Raw genomic sequence first — 14,113 nt, forward strand, 5'->3', positions numbered from 1 at the left:
AATTATGATTCAGATTCTCGTTATTGATGATGACCCAGCCATCCGCACCCTCCTCAAACGGACTTTAACGCGCCAAGGCTACGATATTCATGACAGTAATAATGGTGCCGCGGGTCTAGACAAGGCGATCGCCCTCCAGCCAGAGTTAGTGATTTGCGACTGGATGATGCCGGGGATGAATGGCCTCGATGTCTGCAGAGAAATCAAAAACCACCCCGCCCTAAAACACAGCACTTTTTTTATCCTGCTCACGGCCCTCGGTAGTACCGAAGATAAGATTATGGGCTTAGATGCGGGAGCCGATGATTTTTTATGCAAACCCATTGAAATTGCCGAATTGCTAGCACGGGTACGGGCGGTATTACGGATTCAACAGTTGACCGGCGATCTCTATCTGCAAAAACAAAAATTAGAGTCGGAAATTTCTGAAGCGGCGCAATATGTGCGAACCCTTTTACCGCCACCCTTAAATCGCTCTCGTATCAAAATTGAAACCTGTTTTGTGCCCTCTTCCCAGCTAGGGGGGGATGGCTTTGATTATTTCTGGCTCGATCATCAACGGCTAGCTTTTTATCTCCTTGATGTGTCTGGCCACGGATTAAGGGCTGCTTTACCCTCCATTGCTGTCCTGAATTTGATGCGATCGCGCAATGGTCACCAAGGCGTAGATTATGGCAAACCAAAAAATGTCCTAGAATATCTCAGCGCCAACTGCAAATTTATTGAGCAGCAGGAGCAGTACTTTACGATGTGGTACGGCGTTTTTGATATTGATGAACGAGTATTGACCTATGCCAGCGCGGGACATCCACCCGCGATTATTTTTGGCGATCGCCCCGGGGAGCCACCACAACTACTCCGTACCAAAGGTTTTCCGGTCGGGTTATTCGAGCCGGAAGAATCTATCTATCAAGAAGAGCAAAAATATATTTCCTTTAATTCACGCTTGTATCTTATTAGTGATGGAGTCTATGAAGATTCCCGCTCTAAAGATGCCGTCCAAAATTGGCAACAGTTTTTAGATTTACTCTCTGGGTATGAAGCAAAACATGACCTTGCCAGCCTCGAAAAGCTCCTGCGGGCTCGCCTCCATGGCCATGAACTAGAAGATGATTTCTCGATGATGAAATTATCACTTTAGCTCACCGCATTAGGTTACTTTTAATTCTGATTTTTAAAGTAAGTTTTGGGCATGGTGCTCAATATGATCTGCCATAAAGGTCGCAATAAAAAAGTAACTATGGTCGTAGCCTTCTTGGTATCGCAAACGTAATGGCTGTCCGACTTTTTCGCAGGCGATCGCAAACTGATTTGTTAATAATTGCTTTTCGAGAAACACATCAGCCTTACCCTGATCAATTAAAATTTTGCCGTTAAACTGCCGCTTTGTAATAATTTGCGTTGCATCATACTTACGCCAAGTTTTTTGGTCTTCCCCCAGATAAGCCGTAAAGGCCTTTTCACCCCATGCACATTGCATCGGCGCAACCACCGGCGCAAACGCCGACACCGAATGGTAAAAATCCGGTTTTCGTAAAGCGCAAATTAACGCCCCATGACCCCCCATCGAATGGCCAAAAATTCCCCGTTTATCAGTCACCGCAAAATTCTCTTCAATCAGTTCTGGCAACTCTTTGGTGACATAGCTATACATGCGATAGTGCTTTGACCAAGGTTTGGCCGTCGCATCCACATAAAACCCTGCACCACTACCCAGATCCCAATCCTTATCTTCGTCGGGAATGCCTGTATTACGGGGACTTGTATCTGGAGCCACCAACATCAAACCATGTTGGGCAGCGTATTGTTGTGCACCTGCCTTTGTGGTGAAGTTTTCCTCAGTACAAGTTAAACCCGACAAATAGTACAGCACTGGTACGGCTTCATTTTTAGTTTGGGGCGGCATAAAAACTGTGAAATTCATCTCCCCACGGCAGGCGATCGACTGGTGGCTGTAGTAGCGTACTCGACCACCAAAACAGAGAATTTCTTTTTGCAGAACTAACTTGGTCATTGTGATACTCCGCCATGGTGCTTAGTCATAGATTTGAGTGTTTTATTGATTGAAAGTCTTGAGAATGAGTGCGTTACGCTTTGCTAACGCACGCTACAGGATATTCCACATAATTTGGGATTCCTTCACTTGAGACAGTGAGAGATAAAAGTTTGAGTACGCACCTAGCTTGTAAAAACCCTTCGTGCTTCGGTTACTCTCCTCAGGAAAGGTAAATTTGTTGTTGTCATTGATTAGAAGGTGACAACACTGCGGATTGATTCGCCTTTATGCATCAGATCAAAGGCTTCATTAATTTGCTCGATGGGCATGACATGGGTAATGAGATCGTCAATATTGATCTTGCCATCCATATACCAGTCCACAATTTTTGGGACATCGGTGCGGCCTCTCGCGCCACCAAAGGCAGTGCCCTGCCACACGCGTCCAGTAACGAGCTGGAAAGGACGAGTGCTAATTTCTTGTCCTGCTCCGGCAACCCCAATAATGGTGGAAACGCCCCAGCCTTTGTGGCAACTTTCGAGGGCTTGGCGCATTACTTTTACATTGCCAATGCATTCGAAGGTATAGTCTGCGCCGCCTTTGGTGAGATCGACTAGGTAGGGGACTAAATCTCCTTCGATTTCTTGGGGATTCACGAAATGGGTCATGCCAAATTTTTCGGCGATCGCCCTTTTATCGTCATTAAGATCAACGCCGATAATCATATCTGCGCCGACCATCTTTGCGCCTTGGATCACGTTTAGACCGATGCCACCAAGACCAAAAACTATTACCTTAGACCCCACTTCAACTTTAGCGGTATTGATCACCGCACCAATGCCCGTTGTGACACCACAGCCGATGTAGCAGACTTTCTCGAAGGGGGCATCTTTTCGGATTTTGGCGAGGGAAATTTCAGGGACAACGGTGTAGTTGGCAAAGGTGGATGTGCCCATGTAATGGAAAATTGTTTCACCATCTTTGGAAAAGCGTCCTGTGCCGTCAGGCATTAGGCCTTTGCCTTGGGTGGCTCGCACGGCCTGACAGAGATTGGTTTTGAGACTAAGGCAATATTCACATTCACGACATTCTGGAATATACAGCGGAATCACGTGGTCACCGGGCTTAAGGCTTTTCACGCCCTTGCCGACTTCCACAACAACCCCTGCGCCTTCGTGGCCGAGAATTGCCGGGAATAACCCCTCTGGATCTGCCCCTGACAAGGTGTAGGCATCGGTATGGCAAACACCTGTTGCTTTAATTTCGACTAAAACTTCCCCGGCTTTGGGTGGTGCTAATTGCACTGTTTCGATGGTGAGGGGTGCTTGGGCAGAGTGGGCGATCGCCGCTTTAACATCCATGGGTTTCAATAATCCTTCACTGATCTTCTCTAGTTTTTAATGTACCGAGGGATCGCACCTTAGGCGGGCTACCGCATTGATAAGTTACGTTAGAAAAAAGTTGTGGCGATCGCCCTTGTTTCAAATCACTGTCTCGGTAAAAACACCGTGGTACAAGGAACAAGATCTGTATTTAGTTTTATTTGTGTGAGGAGTCTCGTAGTAATGCGGAAAAAATTTATCTGGGCGGCAAGCCTAGGCCTTTTGGCGATCGCCGGGTGTGGCACGGATACAGCACCGACAGAAGCGGGGGGAGAGAATGCCACAGCACAGCAGGGAGCACCTAAAGCACCAGCGAAAGATACCCAAACGGTTGTCATTACTGATAGTGCCGTCAGTCTTAATTTTCCCAAGGGGTGGTACGAAAACCCTGACGAATATCCCTATGACGTACAGTATTTCTCAAACAATCAGCGGATGAATACAGGAGTTTTCCTGTACAACACCAATGATTTTGCGTCGGCAATTGATGCGGAGGCGATCCTAGAGCTACAGGTGGAAGACCTCAGTAGTAAGCGTGAAAATTTCACCGAAATTCAGCCCCTAACCACCACTGACTTACCCGACAAAATTGTGACGACAACGGTCTTTTCCGGCGAAAAAGATACTTCGGCGTTTTACTACAAATTTACGGTTGTGGAGTTTAAAGACAATCCAGAATTACTGGCTGTCACCCTCCAAGTTGCCTTCCCTAGTGAATGGGACAAGAGCAGACCGATCCTTGAGGAGATCACTCAATCTTTGGCGATCGCCCCGTCGGAAACACCAGAATCTACCGAGGAAGTTGAAACACCGGAGGCCGCACCGGAGACAGCCGAATAAAAAAACAGTTTGCAAAAACATTACATCCTTCTACTGTGTTCAGTGAGGAGGATTTTTTATTTTTATTGATTGATTTGATGCTCGCCACTTTTTAATTACCCCATAAATCAATCAATGTGGGTTTTTCGCCGGAGAGAAGGCTAGTCAAAATATGTTGATATTCCTTGGCGTAGCACTGAAAATGCCACTGCACCATGCCGTAGAGAAATCCCAGAAAAAGAGGCATAACAGTGATGGCTCCCCACCGTAAAAGGGCAGATAAAAATACGGTTATTAATAGTGCAGCAAAAGCAACTTGGTGAAAATCTTGGTTGCGGAGGCGTAATGTTCCGATAAGTTTGGTTTGGCGATCGCCGCCCGTTAGTTTTCCTTCAAACCGGAAGCAAAATTGCTTCATCGCTCTCGGCCCGACAAGACGGACTTTATTTTGTTCGCCATGTCCCCAGTAATAGCGAGTAAGTTGATATTTTTTTGACAGTACTAAATCATTTTGCAGGGCGCGGGTAATGTTCTTCTGGGCGATCGCCATATCTATCGGTAAATCAATCTCAATAGGGCGGTATAGGTGCAATAAGTCTTGGCTAGCTCTAATCATGTTCGTGGCGTGAGCAACTTCCCGAAACTTCAGTTTTGCAAAGAGATTTTACGGAAAAAAGTGACGGAAAAAAGTGGGTGTTCTTTTTGTAAATTAGTTAGGTGATTTTTTCTTTTATTGTTGCAACAGACCAAAGTTTAAATAAGATTTCAGATCAAATCTGGGGCGATCGCCATTGCCGCAAGCCAAATCTCAGGGGATGTCTAATCTTTTTTAGCCTTTCACTGATAGCGGTGACGCAGTATCTGGGTTAATTGTTCGGCGCGATCCCGCTCATATTCTAGAAGTTTGCCGTAGTAGTCATGGCTGGTTAGATCGAGGGTGAGATAAACATGTTCGCGGGGATTGCGAAATCCTTGCTTTGAGAAGAAACGAATGGCGGCTTCATTGGCTGGATCTGTATCCATCAAAACGGTGTCGGCTCCTTGGGCGATCGTCCGCTCGATTAAGCGATCTAAGAGTTTTTTGGCGATGCCCATGCGGTGGAAATCAGGCCCTACGCCCAGCCAACGGATATAGCTATAGGTGCTTTCTTGTTTTTCGACTAGCGTGCCGAGAATGAATCCTGCAAATTTATTTGCTACGGTCGCAACAAAGCAAAGATCAGGGTCGGTATTGTAGGCTCCCGTCACTTCCCACTGATCCCAGAGACGATACAGCGACGGGTACAAATCACTGGCAAATAATTGTTCTCCTAGGTGAAAAATTGGCGCAATATCGTCAATGTCCATTAAACGAATGTGGACAGTGGCTTGAGTTTGAGGTGAGGTATCGGACATGGAGATATCGAAATAAATTTAGGTGAGTTGGCGGCGATCGCCGCCATAAAGTATCTTTTCATCCACGTTAGCAAGGAAGTCTGGATCAGGTTGCATAACTTTTATGACCGTAAACGACATAAGAGTATGGGCAACAATTTCACTTCACCCATCGCCTGCGAGTCAGCTTTTAATTGCTCGGCGGGCTTTTTTCTGTTGCATTTGAGGATAGAAGTATTGGGCGATCGCCTTCATCTCAATTAGTAATTGAATCGGCGTTGCTAGAATGTAGCCAAGGACATGTAGGGTAAGCCAATGACAGCCATTACGCTCGATCTAAATCCAGTCGCTACGTTGAGCCATGAGCAATTTTTGCAGCTATGCCAGACAAATCCTGACCTCAAACTTGAACGCACTGCCCAAGGAGAATTGGTTGTTATGCCGCCGACTGGTGGAGAAACGGGTCGCATTAATTTTGATATGAATGGTCAGCTATGGCTCTGGAATCGACAATACAAATTAGGGAAATGTTTTGATTCTTCCACAGGTTTCATTTTACCGAGTGGTGCAACGCGATCGCCGGATATGTCGTGGGTAGAACAGTCGCGGTGGGAAGCCTTGCGACCAGAGCAACGGGAAAAATATCTGCCTCTGTGTCCTGATTTTGCGGTGGAGTTAATGTCTCCTAGCGATGTGGTTTATCAAACTCGCGCCAAGCTTCAGGAATATATGGAAAATGGCTGTCGTCTAGGCTGGCTGATTAATCGCGGCGATCGCCAAGTGGAGATTTATCGGCAAGGACAAGCAGTGGAAACCTTAGAGGCTCCCAACACATTGTCTGGAGAAGATATCCTCACCAATTTTGAACTCGAATTAAGCGAACTTTGGTAAATTATTTGAGCTGAGGTGAGCGTAGACAATAGTGATGAGGCGGCGAGGGAGAGACGGAGAGACGCGGAGAAAGTGTGAGTAAGAGATATACAACTCTGAGAATACAATCAGATAAAATTCGAGATCTCCGTATCCCAATGTCTCCACATCCCCGTGTCTTCTTCACTTAGGCAGTTTTTAGGCGATCGCCCAGTGCTTTGCGAGCTTCTTCACGATCATCAAAATGGATCTTTTCAGTACCAAGAATTTGATAATCTTCGTGACCTTTACCCGCAATTAATACCCCATCGCCGGGTTGCGCTTCGAGAATCGCTTGGTGAATCGCCGCCGCTCGGTCGGGAATGACGAGAAACTGAATCGCTTCGGGGATACCCTCCACCACATCCGCCAAAATTTGTTTCGGATCTTCGGTGCGCGGATTATCAGAAGTCACCACCGCCCAGTCTGATTTGGTTGCTGCAATCTTGCCCATCAACGGACGCTTGGTGCGATCGCGATCGCCGCCACACCCAAACACACAAATCATTTTGCGGGGAATAAACGGACGAGAAGCTTTAAGGAGATTTTCGAGGCTGTCGGGCGTGTGAGCATAGTCCACAATGACGCTAATATCTTGCTCCTCAGAAATTTGTACCCGTTCCATGCGACCGGGAACACCCATAAATTTCGGCAATACCTCTAACATTTTTTCGAGGTCTAAACCCAACGCTAAACCTGCACCGACGGCAGCCATCACATTTTCGAGATTAAATTGACCGACTAAAGGCGATGAAAATTGCGCTGTGCCTTCTGGAGTTCTGAGGCGACCCGTCACACCAGTGGCTGTATATTCCAGCCGATCCATAAAGATTGCCGCATCTTGATCTTGCAAACTATAGCCCCAACATTTATCGCCGAGCTTGTGGGCTAACCTTGCGCCGTACTGATCATCGATATTAATAATCGCCCGACCTTTGCAATACTCATCACTAAAAAGAAGCGCCTTCGCCTGAAAATAAGCCTCCATCGTCTTGTGATAATCGAGGTGATCCTGCGTCAGATTTGTAAACACAGACACATCAAACTCACAGCCCTTAACGCGCTTTTGATCGAGGGCATGGGAGCTGACTTCCATGACACCGTGGGTGTTACCAGCTTTGACCGCTTTGGCAAAATTCTTCTGGAGATCGACAGCAAAAGGCGTGGTGTGGGTTGCAATTTTTTCGTAGCCTTCCCAACGGGTGTAGAGCGTTCCGATGAGAGCAGTAGGCTTTTTCGCTTGCTGGAGGAAAAATTCAATCAAGTGGCTGATAGTAGTTTTACCGTTCGTGCCTGTCACACCAGCAAGTTTTAGAGATTGGGTGGGAAATTTGTAAAAGAGATTAGCAATTTCGGCACAGGCAATGATGGGATCGCTGGTGACAATGACACATTCACCGTTTTTAGCAGGGAACTTTTCAACAGCTTCTGCGGAGATAACGGCGGCGATCGCCCCACTATCTAACGCCCCTTGCCAAAACTCTCCCCCATCAACCCTTGCTCCGGGCAAACCAATAAATAAATCTCCCGTAACGACTCCTTGGGAATTTGTCGTAAGCCCTTTAATCTCTTGAGTTAAGACAGGATGGTCTGGTAAAGCATCGATAACAGATACTTGCCCAAGAAGTTCACCTAGTTGCATGATTTGCCTCCAAACCCTTTGATTTCCCTGATTTTAGTCTGACAAAAGGGGAATTCTGTAATTTCAGTAGCAGTTTATCCCAATTCTATCCCTAGGCGGACGCGGGGAAGGGAAGGGGTTATGGGGACGCGGGGAGAGAGCAGAAGACACAAGGAAAGAGGGACGTAGAGAAAGGGGGACGCGGAGACGCGGAGATAATTTGAAGATAAGTGTGGCGAGATTATTACTTAATCTTTAAAAATCTTGTTGATGAATGTAATGTGTTTGGCGCTCCCCTTATTTCACCCACTCACCCTATTTCTTTCCCTCTCCTGTTCCTCCTTCGCCGTTTCGCCGCGTCTTCCCATCTCTCACTCTCCGCCTTACCTCTAAGGCGCAAACAACTGGCTAATAATCTTTTCGTCTTGCTCGCACAGTTCTTCGGCTCCTTCTGGCAGTGTTTCCCATTTCCAAATGCTGTCGGGATCATTCACCCGTTCACGAATTAACTCAGCTAGAGCATGGACAAAAGCGGGTTGCCATTCAGGGCCGATGAAGCCAACTCCCCAGCGACTGACTGTGTTGTAATAAACCCGTAACCACGGCTCTGGTTTGGTGATATCGATACTCATCTCGCAGGCAATGCGAAAGACATCGGCGAGATCAAAATCAGCATATTCCTGTTCTAAAACTTGGCGGCGGCTCATAGGTCAAATTCGAGGGCGATCGCTTCACGAAATGCAATGAAAAATGCATCATATAGCTTAAAGATAGGCGAGATAACTCGTGCAGTGGGTAAACATCTGTAAAAATCAAGGGATTTATATTATTTTTGCCCTTATCTCGTTGTCTATCCCAATTATTTCTCGCTACCATTAGGTTGTGACCTGTACATCTTGCGGATGAGTGCTAGCGAAGGCTGAAAGGTTCTATGGAAATTCAACTAATAAATATTGGGTTCGGTAATATTGTCTCTGCGAACCGAGTGATTGCGATTGTTAGCCCCGAATCTGCTCCCATTAAGCGCATTATTAGCGATGCTCGCGATCGCGGTCAGCTGATTGATGCCACCTATGGTAGACGTACCCGCGCGGTGATTATTACCGATTCTAGTCACGTGGTGCTCTCGGCGATTCAGCCAGAAACTGTTGCCCACCGTTTCGTGGTGCAGAAGGACGGGGCGATCGCCAATGCTAAAGTTTAGGGTGATGATTGCGCCGTAACTTTTGAATTGCATCCATGACTACCCCCGGAAAACTGATTGTCCTCACTGGCCCTAGCGGCGTTGGCAAGGGAACCATTGTCCGTGAATTGCTCGCTCGCCACGATCAGCTATTTTTATCGATCTCCGCTACAACCCGCCAGCCCCGCACTGGAGAAGTCGATGGTAAAGATTATTTTTTTAAGAGCCGCGCCGAATTTGAAGCGATGATTGCGGCAAAAGAATTATTAGAATGGGCAGAATACGCTGGAAATTATTACGGTACGCCGTTACCGCCTGTGGCGGCTCAAACCACCCAAGGCAATTCTGTATTGCTCGAAATTGAGGTGGTAGGGGCAAATTCCGTTAAACATATTTTTCCCGATGCATTACGTATTTTTATTCTGCCGCCATCGTTTGAAGTATTAGAAAAACGCTTGCAAGGGCGTGGCACAGATTCAGAAGAAGTGATTGCGAAACGCCTAACCCGCGCCAAAGAGGAGCTAGAACTTAGCGAAGAGTTTGACTACCAAATCGTCAATGATGACCTAGAGGCGGCGATCGCCGAGATTGAAGCCGCTATTTTTTGAGGCAAAATACCCCAGTTTTTTGAAAATGTTTAGTGGAACAATGGTTTTGAGCGAACCTTAAAAATATTGTCAGGAGGAACAAGATGAATCCTTTGATTCTTGAGAAATACAATACTTTACCAGAAGGACTCAAAAAGCAAGTGGAAGACTTTATTGAGTTCCTTGCTCAAAAATATTCAAACAACTCCCAGACATCAGCTCAACAAACAGAGAAAAAATATGGCTACGGCAGTTTAGAAGGCAAACTAGTAGTTCCTGATGACTTTGACGAACCCCTAGAAGAATTGTCGGAGTACATGTAAATGTACCTCCTTGATACCCATATTTTGCTCTGGTATTTAGCCGCTGATCAGCAATTAAATCCTGAGATTAGAGCAATCCTTGATCAGAGAAATAATTTGCACTTAAGCGTTGCTAGTCTCTGGGAAATAGCGATTAAGTTCAATATTGGCAAACTACCAAACAGTTCCAGCTATGACGAGATTTTGGAGCAAGTAGATTTTCTCAACATCAATCAACTGAACCTAAGTCGTGATGATCTAGTCCGTTACAAAAACCTGCCTTTAAACAAAAAACATCGCGATCCCTTTGACCGAATCCTCATTGCCCAAGCAATACAGCACTCTCTAACTTTGGTGACCGCTGATTCTAAGTTCAGAACTTATGATTTAGAAGGCTTTAGGCTTTACTTGGATTAACTTCAGCAACTGAAACATTTGTTTTCGGTGTAGGCGACGAGTCTCATCTTGTCCAACCAAATCATTTTCAATATTTAAAGCCAGCATTTTCTCGTAAAGTATTTCGTAGTAGCCGTATCCCCTGGGTTAGCCGAATCTATTACAATCAGACAAATAAGATAAGAAAAACGAGCGAACAGCCCCATGATTCCAACCGTTATCGAAAGCTCAGGTCGCGGTGAACGTGCCTTTGATATTTACTCCCGTTTGTTGCGGGAAAGAATCGTTTTCCTCGGCCAGCAGGTGAACGACGAAATCGCCAATCTCATCGTGGCGCAACTTCTGTTCCTCGAAGCGGACGATCCTGAAAAAGATATCTATCTCTACATCAACTCCCCCGGTGGCTCTGTGTCTGCGGGTATGGGCATCTTCGATACGATGAACCAAGTTCGTCCCGATGTCTGCACTATTTGTATTGGTCTGGCTGCCAGTATGGGTGCATTTCTGCTCAGTGCTGGCGAAAAGGGTAAGCGCATGAGTCTACCCAACTCCCGTATCATGATTCACCAACCCCTCGGTGGTGCACAGGGTCAGGCAACAGATATTGAAATTCAAGCGAAAGAAATTTTGTATCTCAAGGGTAAGCTCAACCAGCACCTCGCCGATCACACGGGTCAACCCCTCGACAAGATCGAAGTGGATACTGACCGTGACTTTTTTATGTCCGCAGCGGAAGCGAAAGATTATGGCTTAATCGATCAGGTGATTGATAAGAGTCCTTCTGCGACTAACCCTCCTGCATAGATATTTATGACCTTTTAGATTTAGCCTGAGACATAAAATCCCCCTAAATCCCCCTTACAAACGGGGACTTGAGATTTTTAGTTGTCTCATCAATGTCTAAAATGACCATGATAAAAATTTTTCTGAATCCTCCTAAAATAAGGGGGATTTTTTATTCGGCAGGTTTTGTTGCTGTCGCTCGGTAAATATTGAGGGTAATGGAACCCAAAGGATTATTTGGGACATTGCGGAAATGCTCTAAACCGTTTTCGAGGCGATCGCCGTCCTTTCCTAATTTCTCCACCATTTGCGGAATCATGAGCTTAATCCAAGTGTCGAGATGATTTACTAAAGCTCCTAGCTCATCATTTTCTGGGGTTTGCCAGTGGTGCAGGGCGATCGCCTCATTTTTGACTTCAGTAAAACCTGCTTGTACTAGATCTGCCCCTAAACTACGACCGACGTAGGCATTACCATTCGCCACAAAAAATAGTTCGCACAAGGCTTTTTGAAAGTAGTCAAAATCTGGGTGAGGTGGGTGAATGAGTAAACTTTGGTAGTCAGTTTCTAACAGGCAAATTTGGCCTTCTGGTTTAAGGACACGCAACGCTTCCTGCAAAATACCTGCTGTTTCTGGGACATGTTCTAAAAGCCAGACAGTCAGCGCAAAATCGAAAGTATTGTCCGCCCAAGATAAGTCGTAAGCATCACCGTTTCGCAGGTCAAAATTTAGTCCTAATTCCGTCAGATATTGCGTGGCAAAGGCGATTTGGCGTGGCTGGAGATCAATGCCTGCAAAGGTTAAGTCGGGATATTTTTGGCTAATGATGCCCAGTACTGCCCCCACGCCACAGCCAATGTCGAGAATTTTTGCGTTCGGGGCAAGTTCTAAACTCGGAAAAAAAAGGCGATCGCGCCAGTATTCAGCTTGTTTGACGAGGCGCTGTTGTTCTTCTGGATCATAACCGTGGATGTAAGCTTCTGACATTCGACCTGTGCATAACCGGACAGCAACTATTGTCATACATTTTGCTGAAATGATGGTCTATTTTTGTAGCGAGTAAGTGTTTTGTTAGGGTCTATTCCGAGCTAAGGTTAGGTGATGTTTTTGCGATGAATCTGATGGCTAGGGAAAAGACAAAAATTGTAACCGTAAAACTGGATGAACAAACAGAGTTTTTGGTTCGCGCTAAATCTCAAGGAGGCGAACAAGATGTCTCGATTGGGGATGCCCTCAAATTTGAAGCTGTCACTAATGTGATCGGCGGCATAGCAAAGGGAATTAAAAAAACATTAGATCAAACAAAACCGAAAAAAGTGACCGTGGAATTTGGTCTTGAGGTGGGGATCGAATCAGGTAAAGCTTTAGCATTGTTGGTGGACGATACGGCTCAGGCAAATCTCAAAATCACGTTGGAATGGGGTGAATAGGTTTGGGTCAAACCCTCGACTGGGAAATTTGTGTGGTACGCATTGACGTGGATGAGGAGCCGAACGGAACAGGCTTTTTCGTTGCTCAGGGTGTTGCGCTCACTTGTCGTCATGTGATCGAGAATGAAACGGATTTGTCGATTATCTGGCAGGGCGATCGCCATACAGTTACTCAGGTTCAAATACCAAACAAAGATGTGGATCTGGCATTATTATCTGTGAATTCACCTAACCATGATTGGGTATTTTTAGATGATGATGTGACTGATTTTGAGCAGTTGAAGACCTTTGGGTTCCCTAAAAACTATCCTCAAGGTGATCCATTAACGCTGGAATTTGAAGGGTTTACAGGAGGGAGTTTATCGCTCATTAAGCTCAAAGACGGGCAGGTGGAACCGGGCTATAGTGGCGCGCCATTGGTCAATGCTCGAACAAAGAAAGTTTGTGGTGTGGTCAAGTCAACTCGCGATGAGGACTATGCGCTAGGCGGTCGGGCTGTGCCTGTAAGTTTGGTGTGGCGACTGTTTCCTGAGCTAAAACCTACCATCCTCGAAATTCCTAAAAATCCTTTTTTACCGAGGTCTGGTCGCATTGATTTGCCGGATCAGTTTTTTGGGCGAGAAAAGGAACTCAGAAGTGTTTTTGAAATTCTCAACAGTGGCAGTAGTGTGGCGATTATTGGGGAAAGGCAAGTCGGTAAGTCTTCGTTTTTGAAGGCGATCGCCCACCATTCCAAATCCCAGCTCAATCAGTACCGTCGTCCGGTTTATTTGGATTGTCAAAGCCTGATTGATAATGCTGATTTTTATGAGGAATTATGCTTGCTCATGGATATTGAAAATACAAAAGCAAGCAACTTAAAAAGGGCTTTACGCAGATCGAAGCAATCCTTTTTATTACTCCTCGACGATGTGGAAATGCTTGCTGAAGAAAATTTTTCTTTTCAAATTCGCTCTCAATTACGAGCCTTATCACTGGGACATGATGCCCCTTTTAAGTTGGTAGTTGCAGCCTCTGTCAATCTTGATGAGTTATTTCCTGACGCGCGAGGTCGAGTTTCACCGCTTCAAAATATTTGTATTAATGAATTTCTTGCAGGTTGGGAGGAAAAATATGTAAAACACTTTGTAGATAAACGCTTAGCTGCAACGCCTATCCGATTTTCTGAGCGGGACATCATCGAAATTTTGTTGCAAACTCAGGGACATCCCCAAAAGGTGATGGAGGCTTGTTACCAACTCTATAATCGATATAAAGAAGATTGCCTCCCTTAATAAGCTATCCATTACGCAAAAGTCAGTGAAAAGGATGTATTTACTGGCTTGTGGTG

The 14,113-nt window shown here is 45.8% G+C and carries 17 protein-coding genes; 10 read left to right on the plus strand and 7 right to left on the minus strand.

The window, feature by feature from the left end:
- Positions 1–4 precede the first annotated feature (4 nt).
- Positions 5–1,141: a PP2C family protein-serine/threonine phosphatase gene (locus NIES208_RS09110; protein WP_075891937.1), complete on the plus strand. Its 1,137-nt coding sequence runs from the start codon at positions 5–7 to the stop codon at positions 1,139–1,141.
- Between the two features lie 33 nt (positions 1,142–1,174).
- Here the strand turns inward: NIES208_RS09110 and fghA are convergent, their stop codons facing one another.
- On the minus strand, positions 1,175–2,014 hold the full coding sequence (gene fghA, locus NIES208_RS09115; protein ID WP_075891939.1) for an S-formylglutathione hydrolase: 840 nt from the start codon (positions 2,012–2,014) through the stop codon (positions 1,175–1,177).
- Between the two features lie 233 nt (positions 2,015–2,247).
- Entirely contained in the window at positions 2,248–3,357 is a 1,110-nt protein-coding gene (locus tag NIES208_RS09120; protein ID WP_075891941.1) for an S-(hydroxymethyl)glutathione dehydrogenase/class III alcohol dehydrogenase, read from the minus strand.
- 204 nt (positions 3,358–3,561) lie between these two features.
- Here NIES208_RS09120 and NIES208_RS09125 point away from each other — a divergent pair, with 204 nt between their 5' ends.
- Positions 3,562–4,218 carry a hypothetical protein gene (locus NIES208_RS09125; RefSeq protein WP_075891943.1) on the plus strand — a complete coding sequence of 219 codons (657 nt, stop codon included), beginning with the start codon at positions 3,562–3,564 and terminating at the stop codon, positions 4,216–4,218.
- 91 nt (positions 4,219–4,309) lie between these two features.
- On the opposite strand, the gene NIES208_RS09130 is transcribed toward NIES208_RS09125, so the two are convergent.
- Together NIES208_RS09130 and NIES208_RS09135 are read right to left on the minus strand one after the other, a co-directional pair.
- Positions 4,310–4,813: a hypothetical protein gene (locus NIES208_RS09130; RefSeq protein ID WP_075891945.1), complete on the minus strand. Its 504-nt coding sequence runs from the start codon at positions 4,811–4,813 to the stop codon at positions 4,310–4,312.
- Between the two features lie 221 nt (positions 4,814–5,034).
- Positions 5,035–5,592 carry a GNAT family N-acetyltransferase gene (locus NIES208_RS09135; protein ID WP_075891947.1) on the minus strand — a complete coding sequence of 186 codons (558 nt, stop codon included), beginning with the start codon at positions 5,590–5,592 and terminating at the stop codon, positions 5,035–5,037.
- A 294-nt stretch (positions 5,593–5,886) separates the two neighbouring features.
- Between NIES208_RS09135 and NIES208_RS09140 the strand changes: the two genes are divergently transcribed.
- Positions 5,887–6,462 (plus strand): Uma2 family endonuclease, encoded by a 576-nt coding sequence (locus NIES208_RS09140; RefSeq protein WP_075891949.1) that lies wholly within the window; start codon positions 5,887–5,889, stop codon positions 6,460–6,462.
- A 166-nt stretch (positions 6,463–6,628) separates the two neighbouring features.
- Here the strand turns inward: NIES208_RS09140 and NIES208_RS09145 are convergent, their stop codons facing one another.
- Positions 6,629–8,122: a UDP-N-acetylmuramoyl-L-alanyl-D-glutamate--2,6-diaminopimelate ligase gene (locus tag NIES208_RS09145; protein WP_075891951.1), complete on the minus strand. Its 1,494-nt coding sequence runs from the start codon at positions 8,120–8,122 to the stop codon at positions 6,629–6,631.
- Between the two features lie 368 nt (positions 8,123–8,490).
- Positions 8,491–8,808 carry a hypothetical protein gene (locus NIES208_RS09150; protein WP_075891953.1) on the minus strand — a complete coding sequence of 106 codons (318 nt, stop codon included), beginning with the start codon at positions 8,806–8,808 and terminating at the stop codon, positions 8,491–8,493.
- A 224-nt stretch (positions 8,809–9,032) separates the two neighbouring features.
- On the opposite strand from NIES208_RS09150, the gene remA reads away from it, so the two are divergent.
- The 5 genes from remA (at position 9,033) to clpP (ending at position 11,373) form a co-directional block, all read left to right on the plus strand.
- Entirely contained in the window at positions 9,033–9,305 is a 273-nt protein-coding gene (gene remA, locus NIES208_RS09155; protein WP_015134336.1) for an extracellular matrix/biofilm regulator RemA, read from the plus strand.
- 35 nt (positions 9,306–9,340) lie between these two features.
- Entirely contained in the window at positions 9,341–9,892 is a 552-nt protein-coding gene (gmk, locus tag NIES208_RS09160; protein ID WP_075891955.1) for a guanylate kinase, read from the plus strand.
- An 83-nt stretch (positions 9,893–9,975) separates the two neighbouring features.
- Positions 9,976–10,194, plus strand: a complete 219-nt coding sequence (vapB, locus tag NIES208_RS09165) for a type II toxin-antitoxin system VapB family antitoxin (RefSeq protein WP_075891957.1) — start codon at positions 9,976–9,978, stop codon at positions 10,192–10,194.
- Positions 10,195–10,590 (plus strand): type II toxin-antitoxin system VapC family toxin, encoded by a 396-nt coding sequence (locus tag NIES208_RS09170; protein WP_075891959.1) that lies wholly within the window; start codon positions 10,195–10,197, stop codon positions 10,588–10,590.
- 183 nt (positions 10,591–10,773) lie between these two features.
- Entirely contained in the window at positions 10,774–11,373 is a 600-nt protein-coding gene (gene clpP, locus NIES208_RS09175) for an ATP-dependent Clp endopeptidase proteolytic subunit ClpP (protein WP_075891961.1), read from the plus strand.
- 151 nt (positions 11,374–11,524) lie between these two features.
- Here clpP and NIES208_RS09180 read toward each other — a convergent pair whose 3' ends face one another.
- Positions 11,525–12,376, minus strand: a complete 852-nt coding sequence (locus tag NIES208_RS09180; protein WP_225875281.1) for a class I SAM-dependent methyltransferase — start codon at positions 12,374–12,376, stop codon at positions 11,525–11,527.
- Positions 12,377–12,474: 98 nt separating this feature from the next.
- Here NIES208_RS09180 and NIES208_RS09185 point away from each other — a divergent pair, with 98 nt between their 5' ends.
- Both NIES208_RS09185 and NIES208_RS09190 read left to right on the plus strand, forming a co-directional pair.
- On the plus strand, positions 12,475–12,783 hold the full coding sequence (locus NIES208_RS09185; RefSeq protein WP_075891965.1) for a CU044_2847 family protein: 309 nt from the start codon (positions 12,475–12,477) through the stop codon (positions 12,781–12,783).
- Between the two features lie 2 nt (positions 12,784–12,785).
- Positions 12,786–14,057: a serine protease gene (locus tag NIES208_RS09190; protein WP_139325024.1), complete on the plus strand. Its 1,272-nt coding sequence runs from the start codon at positions 12,786–12,788 to the stop codon at positions 14,055–14,057.
- The last annotated feature ends 56 nt before the right edge of the window (positions 14,058–14,113 follow it).

The sequence above is a fragment of the [Limnothrix rosea] IAM M-220 genome, assembly GCF_001904615.1.
Lineage (GTDB): Bacteria > Cyanobacteriota > Cyanobacteriia > Cyanobacteriales > MRBY01 > MRBY01.

Excerpts from the sequence above, each read along its gene's own strand:
- NIES208_RS09110 (WP_075891937.1), top strand. The coding sequence starts at position 5 with ATGATTCAGATTCTCGTTATTGATGATGACCCAGCCATCCGCACCCTC.
- remA (WP_015134336.1), top strand. The coding sequence starts at position 9,033 with ATGGAAATTCAACTAATAAATATTGGGTTCGGTAATATTGTCTCTGCG.
- gmk (WP_075891955.1), top strand. The coding sequence starts at position 9,341 with ATGACTACCCCCGGAAAACTGATTGTCCTCACTGGCCCTAGCGGCGTT.
- vapB (WP_075891957.1), top strand. The coding sequence starts at position 9,976 with ATGAATCCTTTGATTCTTGAGAAATACAATACTTTACCAGAAGGACTC.
- NIES208_RS09150 (WP_075891953.1), bottom strand. The coding sequence starts at position 8,808 with ATGAGCCGCCGCCAAGTTTTAGAACAGGAATATGCTGATTTTGATCTC.
- NIES208_RS09180 (WP_225875281.1), bottom strand. The coding sequence starts at position 12,376 with ATGACAATAGTTGCTGTCCGGTTATGCACAGGTCGAATGTCAGAAGCT.
- NIES208_RS09145 (WP_075891951.1), bottom strand. The coding sequence starts at position 8,122 with ATGCAACTAGGTGAACTTCTTGGGCAAGTATCTGTTATCGATGCTTTA.
- NIES208_RS09135 (WP_075891947.1), bottom strand. The coding sequence starts at position 5,592 with ATGTCCGATACCTCACCTCAAACTCAAGCCACTGTCCACATTCGTTTA.
- fghA (WP_075891939.1), bottom strand. The coding sequence starts at position 2,014 with ATGACCAAGTTAGTTCTGCAAAAAGAAATTCTCTGTTTTGGTGGTCGA.
- NIES208_RS09125 (WP_075891943.1), top strand. The coding sequence starts at position 3,562 with ATGCGGAAAAAATTTATCTGGGCGGCAAGCCTAGGCCTTTTGGCGATC.
- NIES208_RS09130 (WP_075891945.1), bottom strand. The coding sequence starts at position 4,813 with ATGATTAGAGCTAGCCAAGACTTATTGCACCTATACCGCCCTATTGAG.
- NIES208_RS09185 (WP_075891965.1), top strand. The coding sequence starts at position 12,475 with ATGGCTAGGGAAAAGACAAAAATTGTAACCGTAAAACTGGATGAACAA.
- clpP (WP_075891961.1), top strand. The coding sequence starts at position 10,774 with ATGATTCCAACCGTTATCGAAAGCTCAGGTCGCGGTGAACGTGCCTTT.
- NIES208_RS09120 (WP_075891941.1), bottom strand. The coding sequence starts at position 3,357 with ATGGATGTTAAAGCGGCGATCGCCCACTCTGCCCAAGCACCCCTCACC.
- NIES208_RS09140 (WP_075891949.1), top strand. The coding sequence starts at position 5,887 with ATGACAGCCATTACGCTCGATCTAAATCCAGTCGCTACGTTGAGCCAT.
- NIES208_RS09170 (WP_075891959.1), top strand. The coding sequence starts at position 10,195 with ATGTACCTCCTTGATACCCATATTTTGCTCTGGTATTTAGCCGCTGAT.